The 22020-nt window shown below is 66.7% G+C and carries 20 protein-coding genes; 9 read left to right on the forward strand and 11 right to left on the reverse strand.

Features of this window, described 5'->3' with window-relative positions:
- The 3 genes from ACZY0X_RS06440 to ACZY0X_RS06450 are packed head-to-tail and all read right to left on the reverse strand — an operon-like array spanning window position 1 to window position 3254.
- Window positions 1-1179, reverse strand: coding sequence for a thiolase domain-containing protein (locus ACZY0X_RS06440; protein ID WP_463768827.1), 1179 nt, complete (start codon window positions 1177-1179; stop codon window positions 1-3).
- A complete protein-coding gene (locus tag ACZY0X_RS06445; RefSeq protein WP_463768828.1) occupies window positions 1179-2246 on the reverse strand; it encodes a thiolase domain-containing protein in 1068 nt (355 codons plus the stop codon). Before ACZY0X_RS06445 ends, ACZY0X_RS06440 begins: the two co-directional genes overlap by 1 nt.
- A gap of 15 nt (window positions 2247-2261) precedes the next feature.
- Window positions 2262-3254: a Zn-ribbon domain-containing OB-fold protein gene (locus tag ACZY0X_RS06450; protein WP_463768829.1), complete on the reverse strand. Its 993-nt coding sequence runs from the start codon at window positions 3252-3254 to the stop codon at window positions 2262-2264.
- Between the two features lie 70 nt (window positions 3255-3324).
- On the opposite strand from ACZY0X_RS06450, the gene ACZY0X_RS06455 reads away from it, so the two are divergent.
- The 3 genes from ACZY0X_RS06455 (at window position 3325) to ACZY0X_RS06465 (ending at window position 6345) form a co-directional block, all read left to right on the forward strand.
- On the forward strand, window positions 3325-4356 hold the full coding sequence (locus tag ACZY0X_RS06455; RefSeq protein ID WP_463768830.1) for an LLM class F420-dependent oxidoreductase: 1032 nt from the start codon (window positions 3325-3327) through the stop codon (window positions 4354-4356).
- A 100-nt stretch (window positions 4357-4456) separates the two neighbouring features.
- Window positions 4457-5137, forward strand: coding sequence for an acetoacetate decarboxylase family protein (locus ACZY0X_RS06460; RefSeq protein WP_463770527.1), 681 nt, complete (start codon window positions 4457-4459; stop codon window positions 5135-5137).
- Window positions 5134-6345 (forward strand): cytochrome P450, encoded by a 1212-nt coding sequence (locus ACZY0X_RS06465; protein ID WP_463768831.1) that lies wholly within the window; start codon window positions 5134-5136, stop codon window positions 6343-6345. The genes ACZY0X_RS06460 and ACZY0X_RS06465 overlap by 4 nt, the downstream gene beginning before the upstream one ends.
- A gap of 70 nt (window positions 6346-6415) precedes the next feature.
- Here ACZY0X_RS06465 and ACZY0X_RS06470 read toward each other — a convergent pair whose 3' ends face one another.
- Entirely contained in the window at window positions 6416-7432 is a 1017-nt protein-coding gene (locus ACZY0X_RS06470) for a LacI family DNA-binding transcriptional regulator (RefSeq protein ID WP_463768832.1), read from the reverse strand.
- A 102-nt stretch (window positions 7433-7534) separates the two neighbouring features.
- On the opposite strand from ACZY0X_RS06470, the gene ACZY0X_RS06475 reads away from it, so the two are divergent.
- Genes ACZY0X_RS06475 through ACZY0X_RS06485 form a run of 3 tightly spaced genes read left to right on the forward strand, consistent with a single transcriptional unit; the run spans window position 7535 to window position 10997 of the window.
- A complete protein-coding gene (locus ACZY0X_RS06475; RefSeq protein WP_463768833.1) occupies window positions 7535-9160 on the forward strand; it encodes an amidohydrolase in 1626 nt (541 codons plus the stop codon).
- Window positions 9160-10623, forward strand: coding sequence for an APC family permease (locus ACZY0X_RS06480; protein WP_463768834.1), 1464 nt, complete (start codon window positions 9160-9162; stop codon window positions 10621-10623). The genes ACZY0X_RS06475 and ACZY0X_RS06480 overlap by 1 nt, the downstream gene beginning before the upstream one ends.
- Entirely contained in the window at window positions 10623-10997 is a 375-nt protein-coding gene (locus ACZY0X_RS06485; protein ID WP_463768835.1) for a hypothetical protein, read from the forward strand. The genes ACZY0X_RS06480 and ACZY0X_RS06485 overlap by 1 nt, the downstream gene beginning before the upstream one ends.
- Window positions 10998-11086: 89 nt before the next feature.
- Here ACZY0X_RS06485 and ACZY0X_RS06490 read toward each other — a convergent pair whose 3' ends face one another.
- Complete coding sequence (locus ACZY0X_RS06490) at window positions 11087-11899, reverse strand: crotonase/enoyl-CoA hydratase family protein (RefSeq protein ID WP_463768836.1); 813 nt, start codon at window positions 11897-11899, stop codon at window positions 11087-11089.
- 33 nt (window positions 11900-11932) lie between these two features.
- Here ACZY0X_RS06490 and ACZY0X_RS06495 point away from each other — a divergent pair, with 33 nt between their 5' ends.
- From ACZY0X_RS06495 to ACZY0X_RS06505, 3 genes are all read left to right on the forward strand, one after another.
- Window positions 11933-13621, forward strand: coding sequence for an acyl-CoA synthetase (locus ACZY0X_RS06495; protein ID WP_463768837.1), 1689 nt, complete (start codon window positions 11933-11935; stop codon window positions 13619-13621).
- Window positions 13621-14742, forward strand: coding sequence for an NAD(P)H-dependent flavin oxidoreductase (locus ACZY0X_RS06500; RefSeq protein WP_463768838.1), 1122 nt, complete (start codon window positions 13621-13623; stop codon window positions 14740-14742). The genes ACZY0X_RS06495 and ACZY0X_RS06500 overlap by 1 nt, the downstream gene beginning before the upstream one ends.
- 103 nt (window positions 14743-14845) lie before the next feature.
- Window positions 14846-15238, forward strand: a complete 393-nt coding sequence (locus ACZY0X_RS06505; RefSeq protein WP_463768839.1) for a VOC family protein — start codon at window positions 14846-14848, stop codon at window positions 15236-15238.
- Here the strand turns inward: ACZY0X_RS06505 and ACZY0X_RS06510 are convergent.
- From ACZY0X_RS06510 to fadD17, 6 genes are read right to left on the reverse strand one after another with little or no spacing between them, the layout of a single operon-like run.
- Window positions 15178-15897 carry a helix-turn-helix domain-containing protein gene (locus tag ACZY0X_RS06510; RefSeq protein ID WP_463768840.1) on the reverse strand — a complete coding sequence of 240 codons (720 nt, stop codon included), beginning with the start codon at window positions 15895-15897 and terminating at the stop codon, window positions 15178-15180. The genes ACZY0X_RS06505 and ACZY0X_RS06510 overlap by 61 nt on opposite strands.
- Before the next feature lie 10 nt (window positions 15898-15907).
- Window positions 15908-17047 (reverse strand): Rieske 2Fe-2S domain-containing protein, encoded by a 1140-nt coding sequence (locus ACZY0X_RS06515; RefSeq protein WP_463768841.1) that lies wholly within the window; start codon window positions 17045-17047, stop codon window positions 15908-15910.
- 5 nt (window positions 17048-17052) lie between these two features.
- The gene (locus tag ACZY0X_RS06520) at window positions 17053-18594 is read right to left on the reverse strand and encodes an FAD-binding protein (protein ID WP_463768842.1); all 1542 of its coding nucleotides are present in this window, start codon (window positions 18592-18594) and stop codon (window positions 17053-17055) included.
- On the reverse strand, window positions 18587-20242 hold the full coding sequence (gene casI, locus ACZY0X_RS06525; RefSeq protein ID WP_463768843.1) for a steroid-22-oyl-CoA synthetase: 1656 nt from the start codon (window positions 20240-20242) through the stop codon (window positions 18587-18589). Before casI ends, ACZY0X_RS06520 begins: the two co-directional genes overlap by 8 nt.
- Window positions 20235-20468 (reverse strand): hypothetical protein, encoded by a 234-nt coding sequence (locus tag ACZY0X_RS06530; protein ID WP_463768844.1) that lies wholly within the window; start codon window positions 20466-20468, stop codon window positions 20235-20237. Before ACZY0X_RS06530 ends, casI begins: the two co-directional genes overlap by 8 nt.
- Complete coding sequence (gene fadD17, locus ACZY0X_RS06535; RefSeq protein WP_463768845.1) at window positions 20465-22015, reverse strand: long-chain-fatty-acid--CoA ligase FadD17; 1551 nt, start codon at window positions 22013-22015, stop codon at window positions 20465-20467. The genes ACZY0X_RS06530 and fadD17 overlap by 4 nt, the downstream gene beginning before the upstream one ends.
- Window positions 22016-22020: the final 5 nt, after the last annotated feature.

Below are 22020 nucleotides of genomic sequence, written 5' to 3' on the forward strand. Positions count from 1 at the left end.
TCACTTCGAGACCGGCTTGTCGGCCGACACCACCCACATCGAGTAGTACTGGGAGCCACCGCCGTACGCGTGACCAAGGGCCTTTCGGGCGCCCTCGACCTGGTGGTCACCCGCCTTGCCCATGACCTGGATCGCCGATTCGGCGAAGCGGATCATGCCGGATGCGCCGATCGGATTCGAGGACAGCACGCCGCCCGAGGCGTTGAACGGGATCTTGCCGCCGATAGCGGTCTCGCCAGCCTCGGTGAGCTTCCAGCCCTCGCCCTCGGCGGCGAAGCCGAGGTTCTCCAGCCACATCGGCTCGAACCAGGAGAACGGCACGTAGACCTCGGCGACGTCGATCTCGTCGATTGGGCTGGTGATGCCCGCGTCCCGCCAGAGGGCAGCCGCGGCATCGCGACCGGCCTGCGGGTTGACCTGGTCGCGACCCGAGTAGGCCAGCGGCTCGGTGCGCAGCGCGGTGGCGTGGATCCACGCCACCGGATGGCCGTCGGCGACACGGCGATCCGCGATCTCCTCGTTGCCGATCACCATTGCGCAGGCGCCGTCGCTGGACGGGCACGTCTCATCGAAGCGAATGGGATCCCACAGCATCTGCGATGCCATCACCTTGTCCAGGGTGATGTCGGGCTGATGCAGATGCGCCAGTGGATTCTTGGCGCCGTTGAGGCGATCCTTCACCGCGACCATCGCCCCGATGTGGCTTGGTGCGCCGGATCGCCGAATGTAGGACCGCACGTGGGGTGCGAAGTAGCCGCCCGCGCCTGCGCCGACGGGCTTGGTGAACGGCACCGGAATGCTCAACGCCCACATGGCATTCGATTCGGACTGCTTCTCCCAGGCCATGGTCAGCACGCGCTTGTACTTGCCCGACTGCACCAGGCTGGCGGCCACGATCGCCGTCGACCCGCCCACCGACCCGGCGGTGTGCACCCGGATGAGCGGCTTACCCGTCGCACCGACCGCGTCGGCCATGAAAAGTTCGGGCATCATGACGCCCTCGAAGAAGTCGGGCGCCTTGCCGACCACCACGGCGTCGATATCGTCGAACGTCGAACCGGAGTCCTGCAGCGCCCTGTCGATGGCCTCGCGTACCAGGCCGTTCATCGACACGTCTTGACGTTTGGCGACGTACTTGGTCTGCCCGGTGCCCAGGACCGCGGCGTTCCGACCGGCCATCAGTTGTCCTTCCCTTCCATCACGGCAACCAGGTTCTGTTGCAGCGCAGCGCCACTCGTGGCATGCGCCAGCACCCGACCCGCTGAACCGTTGAAGATGTGCCGAGCGGCGAAACCGATGCGTTCCAGACCGGCGACGAACATCGGATTGGCCGCCAACGCCCCACCGGACGGGTTGACCACGGCGTTCGAACCGAGCCCGATGGCCTCGGTGAGGATCAACTGCTGATGGCTGAACGGTGCGTGCAGCTCCGCCACCTCGATCGAGCCCGCATCGCCTCCGGTCGCGGCGGCCGCAGAGGCCGCCGTCGACGTCGAGACCGTCAAGTCGCGTGCCCCGAGCACCGGTGTCTCGATGCGGTGCTCAATACCGGTGATCCAGGCGGGACGTTCGCGGAGTTCGCGGGCCCGATCGCCTGCGGCGAGCACTATCGCGGCCGCACCGTCGGTGATCGGCGCGATGTCATGGCGGCGCAGCGGATCGGCGAAGTACGGCCGGGCCAGCAGCTCATCGATGCTCTTGGCGGGCTTCTCCGAATCGGTGCGCTCGGAGACGGCGAAGGAGTCCAACGCCACCTGCGCCATCTGCTCGGCGGTCCACTTGCCGGCGTCGAGGCCGAAGCGGGCCTGCAGACCCGCCATCGACACCGAGTCGGGCCACAGCGGGGCCAGGGAGTAGGGGTCGGTCTGCAGGGCCAGAATCCTGCGCAGGACGCCGGCGCTGGACTTGCCGAAGCCGTACACCAGTGCGGTGTCCACCTGGCCGGTCAGCAGTTTGATGTAGGCCTCGTACAGTGCCCAGGCTGCGTCCATCTCGACGTGTGACTCGTTGATCGGGGGTACCGCACCGATCGAGTCGATCGCCGAGATGAACGAGAACGCCCGACCGGCAAGGTAATCCGAGGAGCCCGAGCACCAGAACCCGATATCGGTCTGTTTGATGCCCAGCTCCGCGTACAGCTCGGCGAAGCACGGCATCAGCATCTCGACGCCGTTGGTGGTGCCTTCGGTGCGGCGCACATGCGGAGCATGCGCAAAACCGACCACCGCGACATTGCGATCCGTCATCTTCTTCAACCGCCCTTAGAGGTGGTGCTTGTAGGTGTCGTAGTCGGCGTCGGGCTCACCCGTCGGCCGGAAGTACTCGATGTTGTCGATGCCAAGGCCCCACTCATCGCGGGGCCGCCACACGGCCTCCACTCGCATGCCCATCCGCACCTCCGCGGCGTCGATCTCGAGGATCAGGTGCAGGAATGGGATGTCGGCACCGTCCAGCAGCACGTAGGCCGCGACGTACGGCGGCTTGATGCGCTGGCCGGCGAACGGGATGTTGATGATGGCGAACGTCGTCACCGTGCCACGGTCGGGCAGCTCGACGTACTGATCGAGCGCCTGGCCGGTCCCCGGATCGGCCTCCTTGGGCGGGAAGTACACCTTGCCGTTGTCCCCGGAGCGCGCCCCGAGCAGCTTGCCCTCCTCGAGTCCACGCAGGAACGTGCTCTCGGGAAGCGATGCGGTGTGCTGGATCTCGAGGGTGCTCGGGCAGACGAGCATCGTGACCGGGTCCCGGTCATCGGCCGCGTCGGGCACCTCTTCGGCGTCCTCGCCGAGTTCGAAGTACGCGATGTCGGTGATGGCACCGATCGGCTCGTCGGCCCAGTGCACGTGCACCCTGGCACCGGTGCTGATCGCGTCGGGCGTCCCGGCGTCGACCGCGTGCAGCAGGGGGGTGTCGGCTCCGTCGAGTGTGATCAGTGCCCAGGCGAACGGACGGCGCAGCGGCTGTCCCTCCAGCGGGTTGGGCTGCCACGTCCACGACACCACCGTTCCGACGCTGGCCACCGGGACGACCTCGCTCAGGGGTGCGTAGGTGACCGGGTCATACTCAGCAGGAGGTACGTGCACCCGGCCATCCGATCCGCGCACACCGACGACATGTCGGCCGCGCAGCTCGGTGAAGAAACGACCGAGTACCGGACCTACTGAACGGGTGTAGTCGAATGACAGCTTCAGGGGAGCCGAAAGTGGAGACTCATGGCCGTCGATCTGGGCCGGACTGCTTTGGCTGGCGCTCACGGCATCGAGTAGAACAGGTTCTAACAATCGTCGCAAGGACGGGCTCACCAGCCCAGGAAGGTTGGCTCGCATGAAGTTGGGTCTGCAGCTGGGATATTGGGGCGCGCAGCCCCCGACCAACCACGCGGAACTGGTGGCCACCGCCGAGGAATCGGGTTTCGACACGGTCTTCACCGCGGAGGCCTGGGGGTCCGACGCCTACACGCCACTGGCGTGGTGGGGACGCGAGACCACCCGCATGCGGCTCGGAACGTCGGTCATCCAGCTGTCGGCGCGCACGCCGACGGCGTGCGCCATGGCCGCGCTGACGCTGGATCACCTCTCCGGAGGCCGACACATCCTCGGTCTCGGGGTGTCGGGTCCGCAGGTCGTCGAGGGTTGGTACGGGGCGAAGTTCCCCAAGCCCCTGGCCCGCACCCGCGAGTACGTCGATATCCTGCGCCAGGTGTGGGCGCGCGAGGCCCCGGTGCACAGCGACGGCCCGCACTACCCCCTGCCGCTGACGGGTGAGGGCACCACCGGGCTGGGCAAGAACCTCAAGCCGATAACGCATCCGCTGCGCGCCGACATCCCCGTCATGCTCGGCGCCGAGGGGCCCAAGAACGTGGCGCTGGCCGCCGAGATCTGCGATGGCTGGCTGCCGATCTTCTACAGCCCGCGCATCGCCGACATGTACAACGAGTGGCTCGACGAGGGCTTCGCGCGGCCCGGTGCCCGGCGCACCCGCGAGACCTTCGAGATCTGTGCGACCGCGCAGGTGGTCGTGACCGACGACCGGGCCGGTGTCATGGAGTTGATGAAGCCGCACCTGGCGCTCTACATGGGCGGCATGGGGGCTGAGGACACCAACTTCCACGCCGACGTCTACCGCCGAATGGGCTATTCGGAGGTCGTCGATGAGGTGACCGCCCTGTTCCGCAGCAATCGCAAGGACCAGGCCGCGTCGGTCATCCCCGACGAACTCGTCGACGACTCGGCGATCGTGGGCAACCTCGACTACGTCAAGGAGCAGATCAAGGCATGGGAGGCCTCGGGCGTCACCATGATGGTCGTCGGAGCTCGCTCACCCGAGCAGATCCGCGACCTCGCCGCGCTGGTCTAGTAGACACTTTCTTGCAGTTGTCTAGAACACGTTCTAGATTTGGCGTGTGACCGACGCCATACCTCCCTCGCAGCACACCATCGCGGGCACGGTCCTCACCATGCCGATCAAGATTCGCGCCGCCACACAGCACATGGCGATGTTCTCGGTCGACGCTGATGCCGCGCAAGCGATGATCGACTACAGCGGTCTGCGGGTCTGCCGTTACCGGCCCAACCGTGCCGTCGCGGTCCTCATGCTCATGCGCTACATCGACGGCGACCTGGGGGAGTACCTCGAGTACGGCACCAACATCATGGTGAATCCTCCGGGGTCGAACGAGAGCGGCATGCGCGCGCTGCAGTCGGCGGGCGCCTTCATCCATCACCTGCCCGTGGACCAGGCGTTCACTCTTGAGGCGGGGCGATCGATCTGGGGCTACCCGAAGGTGATGGCGGACTTCATTGTCAGGGACGGCCACAACTTCGGGTTCGACGTGACCATCGATGGTCAGTTCGCGGTGGGCATCGACTTCCGGCCCGGGCTGCCCGTGCCGTCGAGGTTCACCTCCAAGCCGCAGGTGCATCCGACCTATTCGCATCTCGACGGCGTCACTCGCGAAACCGCAGGGGAGATGACGCTTTCCGGCGTCCGCTACCGACTCGGTGGCGCAACAGTCCGGCTTGGCCAACATGCCTACGCCACCGAGCTCGCGTCACTAGGCTTCCCCAAACGCGCGATGATTTCGAGTTCAGCCGACAACGTCGAGATGACATTCGGCGACGCCAAGGAGATTGCATGACAACGGTTCTTGCCAACACCCGGCCCGACGTCGACCTCGCCGACGGCCGCTTCTACGCCGACGGCAAGGCGCGCGAGGCCTACCGCTGGATGCGGGCCAACGAGCCGGTGTTCCGGGATCGCAACGGGCAGGCCGCGGCGGCGAGCTACGCCGCGGTGCTGGACGCCGAGCGCAATCCGGAGCTGTTCTCCAGCGCGGGCGGCATCAGGCCCGATCAGCCCGGTATGCCCTACATGATCGATATGGACGATCCCGCACACCTGTTGCGGCGCAAGCTCGTCAATGCCGGCTTCACCCGCAAGCGGGTGATGGACAAGCTGCCCTCGATCGAGAACCTCTGCGACACCCTGATCGACGCGGTGTGTGAACGCGGTGAGTGCGACTTCGTCCGAGATATTGCGGCGCCGCTGCCGATGGCGGTGATCGGCGACATGCTCGGCGTCGCACCCAAAGACCGCGACATGCTGCTGCAGTGGTCCGACGACCTGGTCTGCGGCCTCAGCTCGCACATCGACGAACTCACCATGCAGAAGGTCATGGACACCTTCGCCGCCTACACCGCGTTCACCATGGACGTCATCGCCAAGCGGCGCTCAGAGCCCACAGACGATCTGTTCTCCATCCTGGTCAACTCCGAGGTCGAGGGACAGCGGATGGACGACGTGGAGATCGTCATGGAGACCCTGCTGATCCTCATCGGTGGGGATGAGACCACCCGTCACACGCTGTCGGGCGGCACCGAACAGCTACTGCGCCACCGCGATCAGTGGGATGCGCTGGTGGCCGATCCCGATCGGTTGCCCGGTGCCATCGAGGAGATGCTGCGCTGGACCTCGCCGGTGAAGAACATGTGCCGAACTCTGACGGCCGACACCGAGTTTCACGGCACAGAACTGCGCAAGGACGAGAAGATCATGCTGATGTTCGAGTCCGCCAACTTCGACGAGAGTGTGTTCGGCGACCCGGAGAACTTCCGCATCGATCGCCAGCCCAACAGCCACCTGGCGTTCGGATTCGGCACGCACTTCTGCATGGGCAATCAGCTGGCTCGCCTGGAGCTCTCGCTGATGACCAGCCGAATCCTCAAGCGGCTGCCCGATCTACGCCTGGCTGACGGAGCCGAGGTGCCCCTGCGCGCGGCCAACTTCGTGAGTGGGCCCGAGGGCATGCCGGTGGTCTTCACTCCCACCAAGAGGATCCTCGACTAGCGCGCCCGATCCTCAATTGTGAAAATCACGACGAAATCGGCCTGAGAACGTCGTCATTTTCACAATCGGGTCACTGACGCGCTGAACTTGCGCGCACCCGTAGCGTGCTGGGCACATAGACCGGTCCGCGTACGTCGCGGCCGTCGATGCGATCGATCAGAAGTTCCACCGCCGCCTCGGCCTGCCGGTCGGGGTGCAAGTCGATGGCAGTGACCGCCGGCTCGCTCTCACGCGCCTCCCGGCCGTCGATACCACCCACCACCAGAACGTCCTGCGGGACGCGTAGTCCCCGTTCGCGGCACGCGGTCACGACACCGTTCGTGTAGCCCTCGGCCGTCGCGTAAATGGCATCCGGAGGTTCGGGGCCGTCAAGCAATCGGCAGGCGGCCTGGTAGCCGGCGCGATGGTCGAATTGCACCGGCACCCGCACTCTCAGGTCCGGGAATCCCGTCTCCTTGCACCACGCCGAGTACGCCTCGTCGATGTCGATCGACCAGGCTCGGGTCCATGCCGTCGTGAGCAAGGCGATGCGGCGCGCACCCTGTGCCCGCAGGTGTTCCAGGACCAGCCGGGTGTTGGCGGCATTGTCGCCGGCCACGTAATGGACGCGATCGGGCCTGCCCGCGTCGCGCTCGATGGACACGACGGGAATTCCGATGCCCTCCAGCAGTTCGATCTGCGGATCGGACGCAATCGGATCGCACAGGAGGACCCCGTCGGGATTGATCGCCTCCCACTCCTCCGCGGTGGTGAGTTCCGGCGGGAGGACGAGCGCCCGCTGGTGCTCGAAGGCCGCCGACGCCGCGGTGGCGGCGATGGCCATGTAGTAATCGAGCGCCACGATCTGACGCGCGACCTCCCGGCCGTCCTCGCGCGGCAGGATGAGGACCAGCGACCCGGTCCGGCCGCGCCGCAGCGCCCGGGCTGTCGCGCTCGGCCGGTAGCCGAGCCGGTGTGCCGCGGCCCGCACGCGTTCGATGGTTACCGCGCTGACCTCACCCTTGCCGTTGAGCGCGTGAGAGACCGTGGTGGCCGAGACCCCGGCGGCATCGGCCACATCGCGGATGGTCACTCGAGCACGGGCCACGGGCTCACTTTACTCCGCAGAACCCTCGGGAAAGCGTCAGAAGAGCCAACCCAAATCGGTAAGGGCTTGACCCAAATCGATTTGGGTCTACGATTCCTCCCCATGGAACATGTGCTACCCATCACATCTGGTTCGGGGTTGATCGTGAACGCCGACATCCGCACCCTGGACACCGATCAGCCCAGGGCCGAGGCGGTCAGTTGGGTCAACGGGAGGATCACCGCCGTCGGCACCACCGCCGAGGTGCTGGCCGCCGCGCCCGCCGGGGCCGACCCGATCGACCTGCGCGGCGCAGCACTGACACCGGGTCTGATCGACTCCCACATCCACCCGGCCTGGGGCGCCGAGCTGTCCCGGGGAGCCGACCTGGCCGGGTGCACCACGCTCGAACAGGTACGCACCGCGTTGCGCGCCGAAGCCGCGCGGACACCGGCCGGCCAGTGGGTCCGCGCCTGGAACCTCGATTACGCCGCGTTCTCGGCAACCGGCATACACGCCGAACTGGTCGACGAGGCGGTCAGCGGCAGGCCCCTCATCGGTGTCTTCTACGACCTGCACACCGCCATGGTCTCGACCGAGGCGATCCGACAGAGCGGACTGACCGGCCGCGAGACCTTCCCCGACGCTGCGGCCGTCGTCGTCGACGACGCGGGCCGGCCGACCGGCGAACTCAAGGAACCCTCGGCGTACCAACCCCTGACCACGGCGCAGGCTGAGACGGATACCGCGGCCGTCCTGGATCGGCTGGCCGGTGTCCTTGGCGGGCTCAATCGGGTCGGTGTGACCGGCGGTGTGGTGATGGACGCCAGTGCCGCCGACCTCGACACCTACGCCGCGCTCGACGATGCGGGTCGGCTCTCCGTGCGACTCGTCACCGCGCTATGGCATCACCCCGACCGCGACGACGCGGGAGTCGCCGAGTTCATCAAGCTCGCCGCGCGCAGCGGCCCACGCTGGCGTTCCGGGCTGATCAAGATCTTCAGCGACGGCGTGATCGACACCGGAACCGCATGGCTGCGCGAGCTCGACACCTGCGGATGTGGATCGCATCCATTCTGGCCGGACCCCGAACGCCTTCGGGACGTGATCGCTCAATACACCGCGGCCGGAATACAACTCGCGATCCATGCGGTCGGCGACCAGGCCGTCTCGTTCGTCCTGGACTGCTATCGAGATGTGGGTGGCGGCGGCACCGTGCGACACCGGTTGGAGCATCTGGAACTACTCGAGGACGACGACGTGAAACGGCTTGCCGACCTGCAGATCACCGCGTCGATGCAGCCGCTGCACATGCAGTGGCGACAAGCCGACCACAGCGACTCCTTCGCCCGGCGACTCGGACGCCGCCGCGCCGCCCAAGCCTTCCGGGTCGCCGACGTCATCGCCGCAGGCGCTCCGGTATGCCTCGGCTCGGACTGGCCGGTCGCGGATTCCGATCCCAGGTACGGGATGGCCTGGGCCCGGTTGCGTCGCCGTCCCGGCGACCGCGACGGGCACGTCTTCGAGCCGGACCAACGACTCTCGGGTGAACAGGCCCTGCTTGGCTACACCGCGTGGGCGGCCGACGCCCTCGGCGACACCGACCGTGGCCGAATCCGGGTGGGGGCCAGGGCCGACCTGACGGCCTTTGCCGACGATCCCGTGCGGGTGTCCGCCGACGATCTGATCGACCTACCGATTCCGCTCACCGTCGTCGACGGCGAGATCGTTCACCGAGAGGACGTCTGATGACCGACAGCACCAGCGCACCGGCCCCGCCAACCGCCCGTTGGGTACCACGCCGATCGATCGGAGTGTGGGGACTGGTGTTCTTCGTCGTCGCGGCCGCTGCGCCACTCGCGGTGATGTCCGGTGTCGCACCACTGGCTGTGATGTTCGGCGGTGTCGGTGCGCCCGGCGGATATCTGCTGGGCGGAATCGTGATGGCGGTGTTCGCCGTTGGGTTCACCGCGATGAGCCGGCACGTCGACAACCCCGGCGCGTTCTACGCGTACATCTCGCGCGGGCTCGGCCGTACCGTCGGACTGGGCGCGGCGTTCGTCGCGGTGCTGTCCTATGTCCTCATCGCCGTCAGCTTCATCCCTGCGATAGGGGTATTCGCCCACGACACCGTGCTGTCACTGACGGGCGTGGACATCGCATGGCAGATCTGGGCGGTTGTCGGCTGGCTCGCAGTCGGTGTCCTCGGCTACCTGAACATCACCCTCAGCGCCAAAGTGCTCGGAGTGCTGCTGGGCCTGGAGGTCCTGGTGCTAGTGGTGTTCGCGGTGCCGATCATCGTCCAGGGCGGTGCCGAGGGCCTCAGTTTCGGCAGTTTCAACCCGGGCAACGTGTTCGGTGCCGGTGTCGGCGCGCTGTTCGTGCTGGCGTTCGGAGCTTTCCTCGGATTCGAGTCGACGGCGATCTACAGCGAGGAAGCCAAGGATCCCAAACGTACTGTGCCGCAGGCGACTTTCATCGCCGTCGGATTCCTCGCGCTGTTCTACACCGTCGTGCTCTGGGCGGCGATCATGGCCTACGGCCCGGAGCAAGCCGTCGTGGTGGCGACTGAGGATCCGACCGGCATGTTCTTCACCGCTACCGAACAATGGGTTGGCGCACCCGTTGCCAACGCCATGCACGTGCTGATCGTCACCAGCGCGCTCGCCGCGGCGCTGGCCTTCCACAACGCAAGCGCGCGCTATCTGTCGGCCCTGGCCACAGAGCATGCGCTGCCATCCCCGCTCGCCCGCCGCTCGAAGTCCGGCTCGCCCGGCGTGGCCAGCCTCGCCGTCTCGGCTGTCGCGGCCGTCATCGTCGTGGCCTTCGCGCTTGCCGGCGCCGATCCCTACACCCACACGTTCATCTGGCTCAACGCGATCGGCATCCCGGGCATCATCGGTCTGCAGGCACTGTGCTCGGCCGCGGTCGTGGCCTTCTTCCGGCGGGATCCCCACGGCCACGGTGTCTTCACCCGACTCATCGCCCCCGCGGTCGCCACCGTGGCGTTGACCGGCACACTGATACTCATCGTCATCAACTACGACCTGCTCACCGGGGCCGGGGCCGCCACCAACACGGCGCTGATCCTGGTGCTCCCCGTGACCTTCGTCGTGGGTCTGGTTGTCGCACGCATCCTGCGGGCTCGCCAGCCCGAGACCTATCGACAACTCGCGACGGTACGTCCGGATGAACCGACGAGCGTGGGTTGATGAGCGCATTCGTCATCGCGGGAGTTCTCGAGCTAACCGTTGGCGTGCTGACCGGCTGGCTGATGGTGGCGGCCGGCTCGGATCGCTGGCGAACCCGGCTGCGGATGACCGACACCCGGCGGATCCGGCAAGGTCATCTGGACCTTCTCATCATGGGCGTCATCCTCGTCGCGCTCGGTGCCGCGGATCTGCAGCTGCCGGCCGTGGCGACGGTTCTGATCATCGGAGGATCCTGGATCGCGCCGCTGTTGTTCTTCCCTCTGGCGTGGAAGCCGTCGCTCGCCGACTGCCGACCGTTGAACTGGCTCGACCGCGCCGGGTTCGTCATGCTGACGGTGGGCTACCTGATCACCGCCGTCACGGTGGTGTTCTGAACGTCCGCCGTTTGTGAATCTGACGACGAAATCTGCCGAATAGCGTCGTCAGATTCACAAATGAGAGCAAGGGGCTCGCGCAGCGAGAGCTACTTCATCTGGAAGTTCGGGGGCCGCTTCTCCTTGAACGCCAGCGGGCCCTCCTTGGCGTCATCGCTCAGGAACACCGGGATGCCGTTGGCGGTATCGGGCTTGAAGGCCTCTTCCTCGTGCATGCCCTCGGCCTCGCGAATGGTCTTCAGGATCGCCTGCACCGCGAGCGGACCGTTGTTGTTGATCACCTCGGCGATCTCGAGTGCCTTGTCCAGCGCGGTGCCGTCGGGCACGACGTATCCGATGAGCCCGTAGGACAGGGCCTCGGCGGCCGTGATGTGTCGTCCGGTCAGCAACAGGTCACACGCGATGGTGTACGGAATCTGGCGGGGGAGCCGCACCGCGGAACCGCCCATCGGGTAGAGGCTCCACTTGGCCTCGGAGATGCCGAACTTGGCGCTCTCACCCGCGATGCGGATGTCGGTGCCCTGCAGGATCTCGGTGCCACCGGCGATCGCGGGGCCCTCGACCGCGGCGATCAGCGGCTTGCGCAGCCGGCGGCCCTTGAGCAGGCCCTCGATCTTCGACGGGTCGTAGGCACCGCTCTTGAATGCGTCCCCGGGCGGCGCCTTGGTGGCGGCCTTGAGGTCCATGCCCGCGCAGAAGTAGCCACCGGCGCCGGTCAGGATGCAGGTGCGGATCTCGGGATCCTCGTCGACGCGGTCCCACGCCTCGACCATTATCCGCATCATCTCGCCGCTGAGCGCGTTGCGCGCCTCGGGGCGATTGAGCGTCACGATCAGGGTGTGTCCGCGCTGCTCAATGAGGGCGTCAGGGGCCTTCTCCGGATTAGTGGAGGTGTCGCTCACGGATATCCGCCTTCCAGCGTTGATGCCACAGACTTGTCTCGAAATGTAACACGTTCTAGTTTAGGTTCTGTGGCCCTGAATATTGCCGATCTTGCCGAGCACGCGATCGATGCCGTGCCTGACCGTGTCGCCCTGATCGCGGGCGACGAACAGCTCACTTATGCCGGGTTGGAGGAGAAGGCGAACCGCTTCGCCCACTACCTCATCGACCAGGGCGTCAAGAAGGACGACAAGGTCGGCCTCTATTGCCGCAACCGCATCGAGATCGTCATCGCGATGCTCGGCATCGTGAAGGCCGGTGCGATTCTCGTCAACGTCAACTTCCGCTACGTCGAGGGAGAACTGCGCTACCTGTTCGAGAACTCGGACATGGTGGCGCTGGTGCACGAGCGCCGGTACGCCGACCGCGTGGTCAACGTGCTGCCCGAGACACCGAACGTCAAGACCATTCTGGTGGTCGAGGACGGCAGCGATGATGACTACCAGCGCTACGGCGGCGTCGAGTTCTACTCCGCGCTGGAGCAGAGCTCGCCCGAGCGTGACTTCGGTCCGCGCAGTGCCGATGACATCTACCTGCTCTACACCGGTGGCACCACGGGCTTCCCGAAGGGTGTGATGTGGCGCCACGAGGACATCTATCGGGTGCTGTTCGGCGGTACCGACTTCGCGACGGGCGAGCCCATCGCCGATGAGTACGACCTGTCCAAGCAGGCGGTCGCCAACCCGCCGATGATTCGCCTGCCGATCCCGCCGATGATCCACGGCGCCACGCAGTCGGCCACCTGGATGTCGTTGTTCTCCGGTCAGACCGTGGTCCTGGCGCCGGAGTTCAACGCCGACGAGGTGTGGCGGATGATCCACGAGCACAAGGTGAACCTGCTGTTCTTCACCGGTGACGCCATGGCACGTCCGCTGCTCGACGCGCTGCTCGCGCATCAGGACGAGGGCAACACCTACGACCTGTCATCGCTGTTCCTGCTCGCGAGCACCGCCGCGCTGTTCTCCACCAGCATCAAGGAGAAGTTCCTGGAGTTGCTGCCCAACCGCATCATCACCGACTCGATCGGATCCTCGGAGACGGGCTTCGGCGGTACCAGCATCGTCGCGAAGGGCCAGTCGCACACCGGCGGGCCGCGCGTCACGATCGACAAGAACACCGTCGTGCTCGATGACGACGGCAATGAGGTGGTGCCGGGTTCGGGCGTGCGCGGCATCATCGCCAAGCGCGGTCACATCCCGGTCGGCTACTTCAAGGACGAGAAGAAGACCGCCGAGACGTTCCAGACGATCAAGGGTGTGCGGTACGCGATACCGGGTGACTACGCCGAGGTCGAGGCCGACGGCAGTGTGACGATGCTGGGCCGTGGGTCGGTGTCCATCAACAGCGGTGGCGAGAAGATCTACCCCGAAGAGGTGGAGGCCGCGCTCAAGGGGCATCCCGATGTGTTCGACGCCCTTGTTGTCGGCGTGCCCGACCCGCGCTTCGGTCAGCACGTCGCCGCCGTGGTGCAGGCGCGCGAAGGCGCCCAGCCGACGCTGGCGGAACTCGACGCGTTCGTGCGCAACGAGATTGCGGGATACAAGGTGCCACGCAGCCTCTGGCTGGTCGACGAGGTCAAGCGCTCGCCGGCGGGCAAGCCCGACTACCGGTGGGCCAAGGACACGACCGAGGAGCGTCCGGCTGATGACGTCCATGCCAAGCACGCTGGAGCTAGCACCTGATGCGCACTGAACTCTGCGATCGGTTCGGCATCGAGTACCCGATCTTCGTCTTCACCCCGTCGGAGAAGGTCGCGGCGGCGGTGACTCGCGCGGGCGGGCTGGGCATGTTGGGCTGCGTGCGGTTCAACGACGCCAACGATCTCGAGGACGTCCTGCAGTGGATGGACGCCAACACCGACGGTAAGCCCTACGGCGTCGACATCGTTATGCCCGCCAAGGTGCCGACCGAGGGGACCTCGGTCGACATCGACAAGCTGATTCCGCAGGGTCACCGCGATTTCGTCGCGAAAACCCTTGCAGATCTCGGTGTTCCGCCTCTGCCCGAGGGTGAGGAACGCAATGAGGGGACACTCGGCTGGCTGCACTCGGTTGCCCGGAGCCACGTCGAGGTGGCGCTGAGACACCCGATCAAGCTGATCGCCAACGCGCTCGGCTCACCGCCCAAGGACGTCATCGACCAGGTGCACGCCGCGGGTGTGCCGGTGGCTGCGTTGGCGGGTAGCGCCAAGCACGCCCAGCGTCACGCCGAGAACGGCGTCGACATCGTGATCGCCCAGGGCCACGAGGCGGGCGGCCACACCGGTGAGATCGCCTCGATGGTGCTGGTACCCGAAGTCGTTGACGCGCTGGGTAGTGAGACCGCGGTGCTGGCGGCGGGTGGTATCGGAAGCGGTCGCCAGGTCGCCGCCGCCCTCGCGCTCGGCGCGCAGGGGGTCTGGATGGGATCGGCATTCCTCACGGCCGCCGAGTACGACCTCGGCGTTCGGACGGAGAGCGGTGTGTCGGTGGTGCAGCAGGCGCTGCTTGCCGCGACCTCCAGCGACACCGTGCGTAGGCGCGTCTACACCGGCAAGCCCGCGCGGCTGCTCAAGAGCCGGTGGACCGACGCCTGGGACGCCGAGGGCGCACCCGAGCCGCTGCCCATGCCGCTGCAGAATGTCCTTGTGAGTGAGGCGCATCAGCGGATGAGCGAGTCATCGGACCCGACCACGGTCGCGATGCCCGTCGGTCAGATCGTCGGCCGGATGAACGAGATTCGGCCCGTTGCCGACATCATCGCCGAGCTGGTGGCTGGTTTCGAGGATGCGACCAAGCGCCTCGACGGTATCCGCGAGGGCTAGGAACCAACCCTCGTTCATGGCCGTGTAGCTGGGCGGGCTTCACCTGAGCACGTGTCCGATTTGTTCATGACTCGCCCCGCCGAGGCGTTTAACGTCAGTGCACATGGAGATCCTCGTGCAGTCGACCGTCGTCGAGATCGTCGCCAATGACATTGGCCGATCCCTTGAGTTCTATCGACTCCTCGGGCTCGACGTGCCGCAACCCCAGGGGCCGCATGTCGAGGTGGCTCTACCGGGCGGCAACAAGCTCGCCTTCGACACAGAAGACGTGATCGCGGGAATGCACCCGGGGTGGACGCCGCCGACTGGACCGGGTCGGGTGGCCATTGCGTTCGGGCTTGCAGCGACCAGCGATGTGGACGCGGTCTATGAACGGCTCACTGCTGCAGGGCACCCGGGCACGTTGGCACCCTTCGATGCGCCGTGGGGCCAGCGCTATGCGACGGTCGAGGACCCCGACGGCACCTCGGTGGATCTGTTCGCGGCGCTGTCGTAGGTCAGCACGCGCAGCGGCACACCGGAGAACTCGCGCGCCTCGCGGTGCAGGTGCGACTCGTCGGAGTAGCCGGCGTCTGCCGCAGCTGTCGTCGTCGACTGTCCGGTGCGCAGCAGTGCCAGAGCCCGCCGAAAGCGCATGATCCGGCGCAGTGTCGCGGGTCCGTAGCCGTACACGGCCAGGCATTGGCGCTGCAGAGTCCGTGCCGACCAGCCGAGTTCGCGGGCGACGCCGCTGACCGCGGCGCCCCCGGCCAGGCGTGAGGTGACGTGATGCACCGCGGGCAGTGCCCATGGCGAGGTCTGTGTCCTGGCGGGCCGTGACAACAGGTCTGCCACGACAACATCGAGGCGCGCAGAGGCGACGGCGCACACCGAATCCAGTGGAACTCGCTGATCTCTGAACTCGGAGGCCGGCACACCGAGCAGACGGGGCAGCACGCCGGGGCGAAACCGCAAGCCCGCGAACGACTCCGCCTCTCGATGGCTGATGTGGGCGCGTGTGTCGGGCCCGGCGATCATGATTCGACCACCCATGATGATCAGATCCATGCAGCCGTCCGGGAGCACACGCGCCGCGCCACCTGGGCCGTCGAGGGTCCAGGTCGTCTCGATCAGACCGCGCAGAGATGTGGGCGCAGGCCCCTCGCGATATCCCACACCGCCCAGGCTACTGCCGGGCAGCGACCTGGTCGCGGGCGGCGAGATTGTCGGTCACCTCCTGATGCCACACGTCATAGGCGTGCGTGGTGTCCACCTCCATCTCGAATCGGTCGGTCATATCGGGGGTGACATCGGCCAGGTCCACATAGAACTGCTCATACCAGCGGCGGTGCTGGTAAACGGCGCCGTCCTCCTCGGTCAGCAGCGGATTATCGATACGCGTCTTGTTCTTCCAGATTTCGACGTCCTCGAGGAAACCGTCGCCGAAGGAGCGGTTCATCGCAGCGGCGAGCTTGGCGGCCTTATCGGCGGGCAATCCCTCCATCTGCTGCACAGCCACACCCCACTGGAGCTGGAACGAGTTGTGGCTGACCGGATAGTGGCAGTTGATCAGCGCCACTTCGACGGTGAAACCGGGGCCGAGGTCGTTGTGCAGCCAGTTGATCATGTAGGCCGGACCGAAGTACGTCGCCTCGGAACGCAGATGTGTTCCTTCCCAGAGCTTTTCCGGATTGGCGGTGAAATCCGGCCGGGGCTTGGACTCCATGAACTGGCTGGCGGTGTGGCCCTCGATGACGTTCTTGAAGAACGTCGGGTAGGCGTGGTGGATGTAGAAGAAGTGCGCCATGTCGACGTTGTTGTCGACGATCTCGCGGCAGTGGGCGCCCTCGATCAGTATCGAACTCCACTGCCAGGGCGACCATTGGCCCTCGTTGTAGCCCTCGATGGTGGGCGGGGTGAGTTCCGGGGCCGGCGTTGACCCCTCGGGATCGTGCCAGACCAGCAGCTGGCCGTTGACCTCGTCGGTGAGCCAGCTGCGAGTGCGGGCCAGACGCGGTGTTCGCTTGGCGTAGGGGACAAGCGTGCACTTACCGTCACCGCCCCAGCGCCAGTCGTGGAACGGGCAGGCGATGGAGTCGCCCTTGACGGTGCCCTGCGACAGGTCGCCGCCCATGTGCCTGCAGTAGCCGTCCAGGACCTTGAGGTCGCCTGCCGAGTCGGTGAACACCACCAGTTTGGTGCCGAAGGCGGTGATGCCGTGCGGTTGACCGTCCCGGAAGGACTCCGCCAGGCCCAGACAGTGCCAGCCGCGCGCGAACCGGGACATCGGTGCGCCGGTGTGGATTTCGCGAATATGATCCGTCATCGCCTCTACTCCTTGATCATGTCTCGCACCGCCAAGTGCGAGAACACCATGCTGGTGCCGATCGGATTGCCACCGCCCGGGTAGGTGGTGCCGCTGGGGGCGGCCATTGTGTTGCCTGCCGCGTACAGGCCGCCGATCACCTTGCCGCTGGTATCGAGCACTCGAGCCGCCGAGTCGGTCCTCAGACCTCCCTTGGTGCCCAGGTCGGAGACGCCGAATGCGGCTGCATGGAACGGCGGACGCGCTATGGCGTACAGCGGCGGCGCACCTCCCGAGAACGCCCGATCGTAGGGTTCGTCGCCGCGGCCGAAATCCCCATCGACACCCTGCGCCACGAAATCGTTGAACCGCGCGACGGTCTGGACCAGATTGCCCGGCGGCACACCAATTTTGGCGGCCAACTCCTCAAGAGTGTCGGCGGTGTGCCAGAGCCCGGCCGCGACATACTTCTCGGGCTCGACCATCGACACGTTGGTGGCCTTCACCGGAGGAACGCCGTCGTCGGTGTCGTCATAGACCATCCAGTACGGCACCGACGCGGTTCCCGCCGCGATCGCGGCGACGATCTCCCGGCCGAGACGGTCATACGGTGCCGACTCGTTGACGAATCTCTTGCCGTCGCGGTCGACGAAGATGCCGCCGGTGAACCACAGTGCGAATGCCGAGCGTCCGTCCGGGTGAGTCAGGCCAGGCGACCACCAGGCCTGATCCATCAGGTCGGTGTCGGCGCCGGCTTCGATCCCCGCCAGATGCGCCAGGCCCTGATTGCCCCACGGGCCCATGGTGTCCCGGGAGGACCCGGGAACACCGTAGCGCGCCCGCATCTCGTCGTTGTTCTCGAAGCCACCCGCGGCCAGTAACACGCCGCGACGCGCTCGGATGGCGGTGCGCTTGCCTGCGGTTTCCACGATGGCGCCCACCACCGCGCCGTCCTCGACGACCAGTTCGGTCAGCGCGGTGTTCAGCAGCACCGAGCTGTGCGGGTATTGCCTTGTCGCGATGAGGAATCGGGCGATCAGGGCGCGGCCGCCCACGAAGTAGTCGTCGGGCTGCGGCGCGCCGAGGCGATCAGAGTCGAGCGGCCCGCGGATCAACTCGCGCAGATCCGGCGCCGCGGCCACCTTGAGCGCCTTGGCGGCGATATGCCGCATACCGTCGGCGCGCGCCTTGGGGGCCTTGCCGAAATAGTCCGGCCAGGGCAGCAGCTGGAACTTCAGCAGGTCGTCCTGTTCGAGGTAGGAGATCAGCGGTGCGCCGCTGCGGACGTAGGTCTCCTGCAGTGCGCGCGGGGTCCGGTCGCCGACCACGGCGGTGTAGTACTCCAACGCATCGTCGATGGTGTCGTCCGTGCCGGCGCGCTGCAGCACCGGATTGACGGGAAACCACATGCCGCCGCCACCGGAGTATGCGGTTGTGCCGCCGAACTTCTCGGTCGCCTCGACCAGAATGACGTCGAGTCCCTCCCGGGCAGCGGTGTAGGCGCCGGTGACCCCACCGGCACCAGAACCGGCCACGATGACGTCGACCTCGGTATCCCAGTCAGACAAGGCTTTCCCTTCCATGTCGAATGAATTCATCGTCAAGTTCGCGCTTGTCCCCATCGGTCATCCGGTGGTATTCGGGGTGGTCCCGACCGATCCAGCGGTAGACCGGTTCGTCGCAACGCCAGCGCTGCGCCTGGAGGTCGCGCTTGAGCACCTTGTTCGACCCGGTCACCGGTAGGTCCGCAGAGAGCCGGATGAGCCGTGGAATTCCCTTGCTACCCAGGTCATTCTGCGCAGTCAGATAGCTCGCCAGAGCGCCGATGTCGAAGCTGTCCGGATCGGCAACCTCGAGTGCCGCCATCACCTGGTCGCCCGAGCGGGGATCGGGCACTCCGTACACGCCTGCCGCGATAACCCTCGGATGACGGCGCAGGACCCGCTCGATGACCAGGGCCGACGTGTTCTCGCCATCGACTCGGATCCAGTCGCCCCGGCGTCCGGCGAAGTACAGGAAGCCGGCCTCGTCGATGTAGCCGAGGTCACCGCTCCAGTACCAGCCGTTGCGCACCCGCTCGGCGTCGGCGCCGTCGTTCTTGTAGTAACCCTCGAAACTGCGTGATCCGTTCTTGTCGACGATCTCCCCGATCGCGGCGTCGGCGTTGGTCACCCGACCGTGCGGATCGAGGATCGCCCGCGGGCAGTCGTGGAGTGTTTGGGGATTGACGATCGCCACGTCGTCGTGTGCCGGACGCCCGAGTGCACCCGCGGGCGCGTTGGGCACCACCGTGGCCACCGCGCCGCCCTCGCTGGACCCGTAGCCCTCGAAGAGCTGCGCGCCGAACCGTCGCCGGAACTCGGCCTGATCGTCCGGGGAGGCCTCGGTGCCGAAGCCCCGGTTCAGCGTGTTGTCGGCGTCATCCGGTTCCTCGGGGGTGGCCAGTAGATAGCCCAGCGCCTTGCCGACATAGGTGAAGAACGTCGCGCCGAAGAACCGGACATCGGACAGGAATCCGGACGCCGAGAACGCCGGGGTGAGGCAGACCGTCGCGCCGTTGGCGAGCGCTGGCGCCCACAGCGCCATGATGGCGTTGCCGTGGAACAACGGCATGCAGCAGTAGTCGACGTCCTCGCGCACGTGACCGAACTTGTCCGTCGCCGCGTACGCCACCGCCGCCAGGCGTCCCTGCGTGCAGCGGACCGCCTTGGACGTGCCGGTGGTACCGGAGGTGAAGAGCAGCAGCACGAGTGAGTCGGGACCCGCGCTCGTCCCGATGGGTTCGGTACGGCGCGCGGCCACCGCTGACAGGTACGCCGGATCGTCGATCACCAGGAACCGGTCGGCGTCGAGGCCGAGGTCGAGCTCGCGCAGCCGCGCCATGCCCGAGCTGTCGGTGACAATCAGTTGGCAGTCCGCGTGCCGGATCTCGGCGGCCAGTTCGGTGCTGCCACGGGTGGGGTTGATGCCCACGATGGTGGCACCGGCCAGGGCTGCCCCGCCGAGCCAGAAGATGAAGTCAGGCACGTTCTGCAACAGCACGCCGATGTGGAACGGGCCGTCGGCCCGAAGCGCCTCGGCCAGCGCACCGCGCGCGGCCGATTCGCGGACCACCTCGTCCCAGGACCAGTCCTGGGTTCGGGTCCGCAGCCCGAGCCGCTCATCGCCGATGCGATCGAGCAGCATTGTGGCGATGTCGTTGCGAGGCTCAGGCATGGGCGTAGTCGCCGACCTGCTGGGCGGCGACGCCCGGGTAGATCACCTTGAGCCAACTCTCGGTCATCACACAATCATCGTCGACGGCGAGGCGGTCGATGTCGAAGACCAGCACATTGGCGCCACTTTCCTCGAACGCCGTGTAGGGGCACCCAGGTGTCACCAGTCGCAGCACCGAGACGGGGTCCGAACCCAGCTCAGAGAGCCGAACTCGGGGGAGCGTCATGGCCGGGCGATCGGGTACACCGCGTCGGTGCAGTCGGTTCCCTCCGCCGACAGCAGCCGCTTGATGACCTTGAACGTCTCGGTGCGGGGCAGGTTCGTGCCGATCCGGACGAACGATGGCCACTGCTTGGGGCCGAGATCGGGTTGTTCGGTGAGGAATCCGATGAACCCCTCGGGACTGAACTCGACACCGTCGCGCAGTACCAGCGCGGCCATCACCTGGTCGCCGACCGCCGGATCGGGGATGGCATAGACCGCCACCTCGATGGTGTCGGGGTGGCGCAGCAGAATTCGTTCGATCGGTGCGGTGCCGAGGTTCTCGCCGTCGACGCGCATCCAGTCGCCCAGACGTCCGGCGAAGTACGCGTACCCGTCCTCGTCGCGGTATGCCAGATCACCCGTGTGGTAGACGCCGCCGGCCATCCGCTCGGCCTCGGCGCCCTCGTCGCGGTAGTAGCCGCGGAACCAGCCACGCCCGGTCGGGTTGATCAACTCGCCCACCTTGCCCGGTGGGCACGGCGCACCCGTCTCGACGTCGACTATGGCGACCTCGTCGGTCAGCGGACCGAGCGAACCCGCGGGAGTGTCGGGTGTCCGGGCGATGGCGACGCCACCCTCGGTGGACCCGAAGCCGTCGACGACCGTGACGCCGAACCGCTCGCTGAACCGCACCAGGTCACGCGGCGCGCCCTCGTTGCCGTACAGGATCCGCAACGGGTTGTCAGCGTCGTCGTCGCGCGGCGGCGTCGCCAGGACATAGGACAGTGGCTTGCCGACGTAGTTCGCATACGTCGCGCCGTGGCGCCGGATGTCCGGGATGAACTGTGATGCGGAGAACTTGCGCCGCAACGCGATCGACGCGCCGGCGGCCACTGCGACGGCCCACCCGGCCAGCACCGCATTGGAGTGGAACAACGGCATCGACAGGTAGCACACGTCGGCGGCCCCGAGCCCGAACCGTTGCGCGAGCATCACGCCGGGCACGGCCACCTTGTCGTGGGTGATGCGTACCGCCTTGGGCTCGCCGCTGGTCCCGGAGGTGAAGATCAGCATGAAGAGATCGCCGGGATCGGCATCGGCGAACGTGACGGGCGCACCGCGGTGTGCCTCGAGTTCGGCCGTCCAGTCGCTGGATTCGACGCCCTCGGATTCGACCCCCTTTGATGTGACGTCGATGACCGCAACCCCGGGATCGCATGACGCCCACGCCTCGACATCGTCGGTGAGGATCACCTGGCAGTCGGCGTGCGCGACGTCGCGGGCCAGTGCCGCACCGCGGCGGGTCGGGTTCAGGCCAACCACGACCAGTCCCTCCAGCGCCGCCGCGACCAGCACGCTGGAGAAGAACGGTGTATTGCCCAGCAGGACACCGACGTGCGGTGGCCTGTTGGGATCCAACCTTGCCCTCAGCGCAGCAGCGAGCACGGCGGCCGACGCGATGTGGTCGCGCCAGCTGATGAAGTTCTCGCCGTCGTGCACTCCGCGGTCGGTGACGCCGGCAAGCGGCAGCACCAGGTCACCGACCGTCGGGTTGAGCGGGGTGGTCACCTGGT

Source organism: Mycobacterium sp. IDUB_39 (assembly GCF_055419205.1).

Coding starts and splice junctions, on each gene's coding strand:
- ACZY0X_RS06505 (WP_463768839.1), top strand. CDS start 14,846: ATGGAGATCCTCGTGCAGTCGACCGTCGTCGAGATCGTCGCCAATGAC.
- ACZY0X_RS06480 (WP_463768834.1), top strand. CDS start 9,160: ATGACCGACAGCACCAGCGCACCGGCCCCGCCAACCGCCCGTTGGGTA.
- ACZY0X_RS06530 (WP_463768844.1), bottom strand. CDS start 20,468: ATGACGCTCCCCCGAGTTCGGCTCTCTGAGCTGGGTTCGGACCCCGTC.
- ACZY0X_RS06500 (WP_463768838.1), top strand. CDS start 13,621: ATGCGCACTGAACTCTGCGATCGGTTCGGCATCGAGTACCCGATCTTC.
- ACZY0X_RS06455 (WP_463768830.1), top strand. CDS start 3,325: ATGAAGTTGGGTCTGCAGCTGGGATATTGGGGCGCGCAGCCCCCGACC.
- ACZY0X_RS06445 (WP_463768828.1), bottom strand. CDS start 2,246: ATGACGGATCGCAATGTCGCGGTGGTCGGTTTTGCGCATGCTCCGCAT.
- ACZY0X_RS06440 (WP_463768827.1), bottom strand. CDS start 1,179: ATGGCCGGTCGGAACGCCGCGGTCCTGGGCACCGGGCAGACCAAGTAC.
- ACZY0X_RS06460 (WP_463770527.1), top strand. CDS start 4,457: ATGCCGATCAAGATTCGCGCCGCCACACAGCACATGGCGATGTTCTCG.
- ACZY0X_RS06515 (WP_463768841.1), bottom strand. CDS start 17,047: ATGACGGATCATATTCGCGAAATCCACACCGGCGCACCGATGTCCCGG.
- ACZY0X_RS06465 (WP_463768831.1), top strand. CDS start 5,134: ATGACAACGGTTCTTGCCAACACCCGGCCCGACGTCGACCTCGCCGAC.
- ACZY0X_RS06475 (WP_463768833.1), top strand. CDS start 7,535: ATGGAACATGTGCTACCCATCACATCTGGTTCGGGGTTGATCGTGAAC.
- casI (WP_463768843.1), bottom strand. CDS start 20,242: ATGCCTGAGCCTCGCAACGACATCGCCACAATGCTGCTCGATCGCATC.
- ACZY0X_RS06485 (WP_463768835.1), top strand. CDS start 10,623: ATGAGCGCATTCGTCATCGCGGGAGTTCTCGAGCTAACCGTTGGCGTG.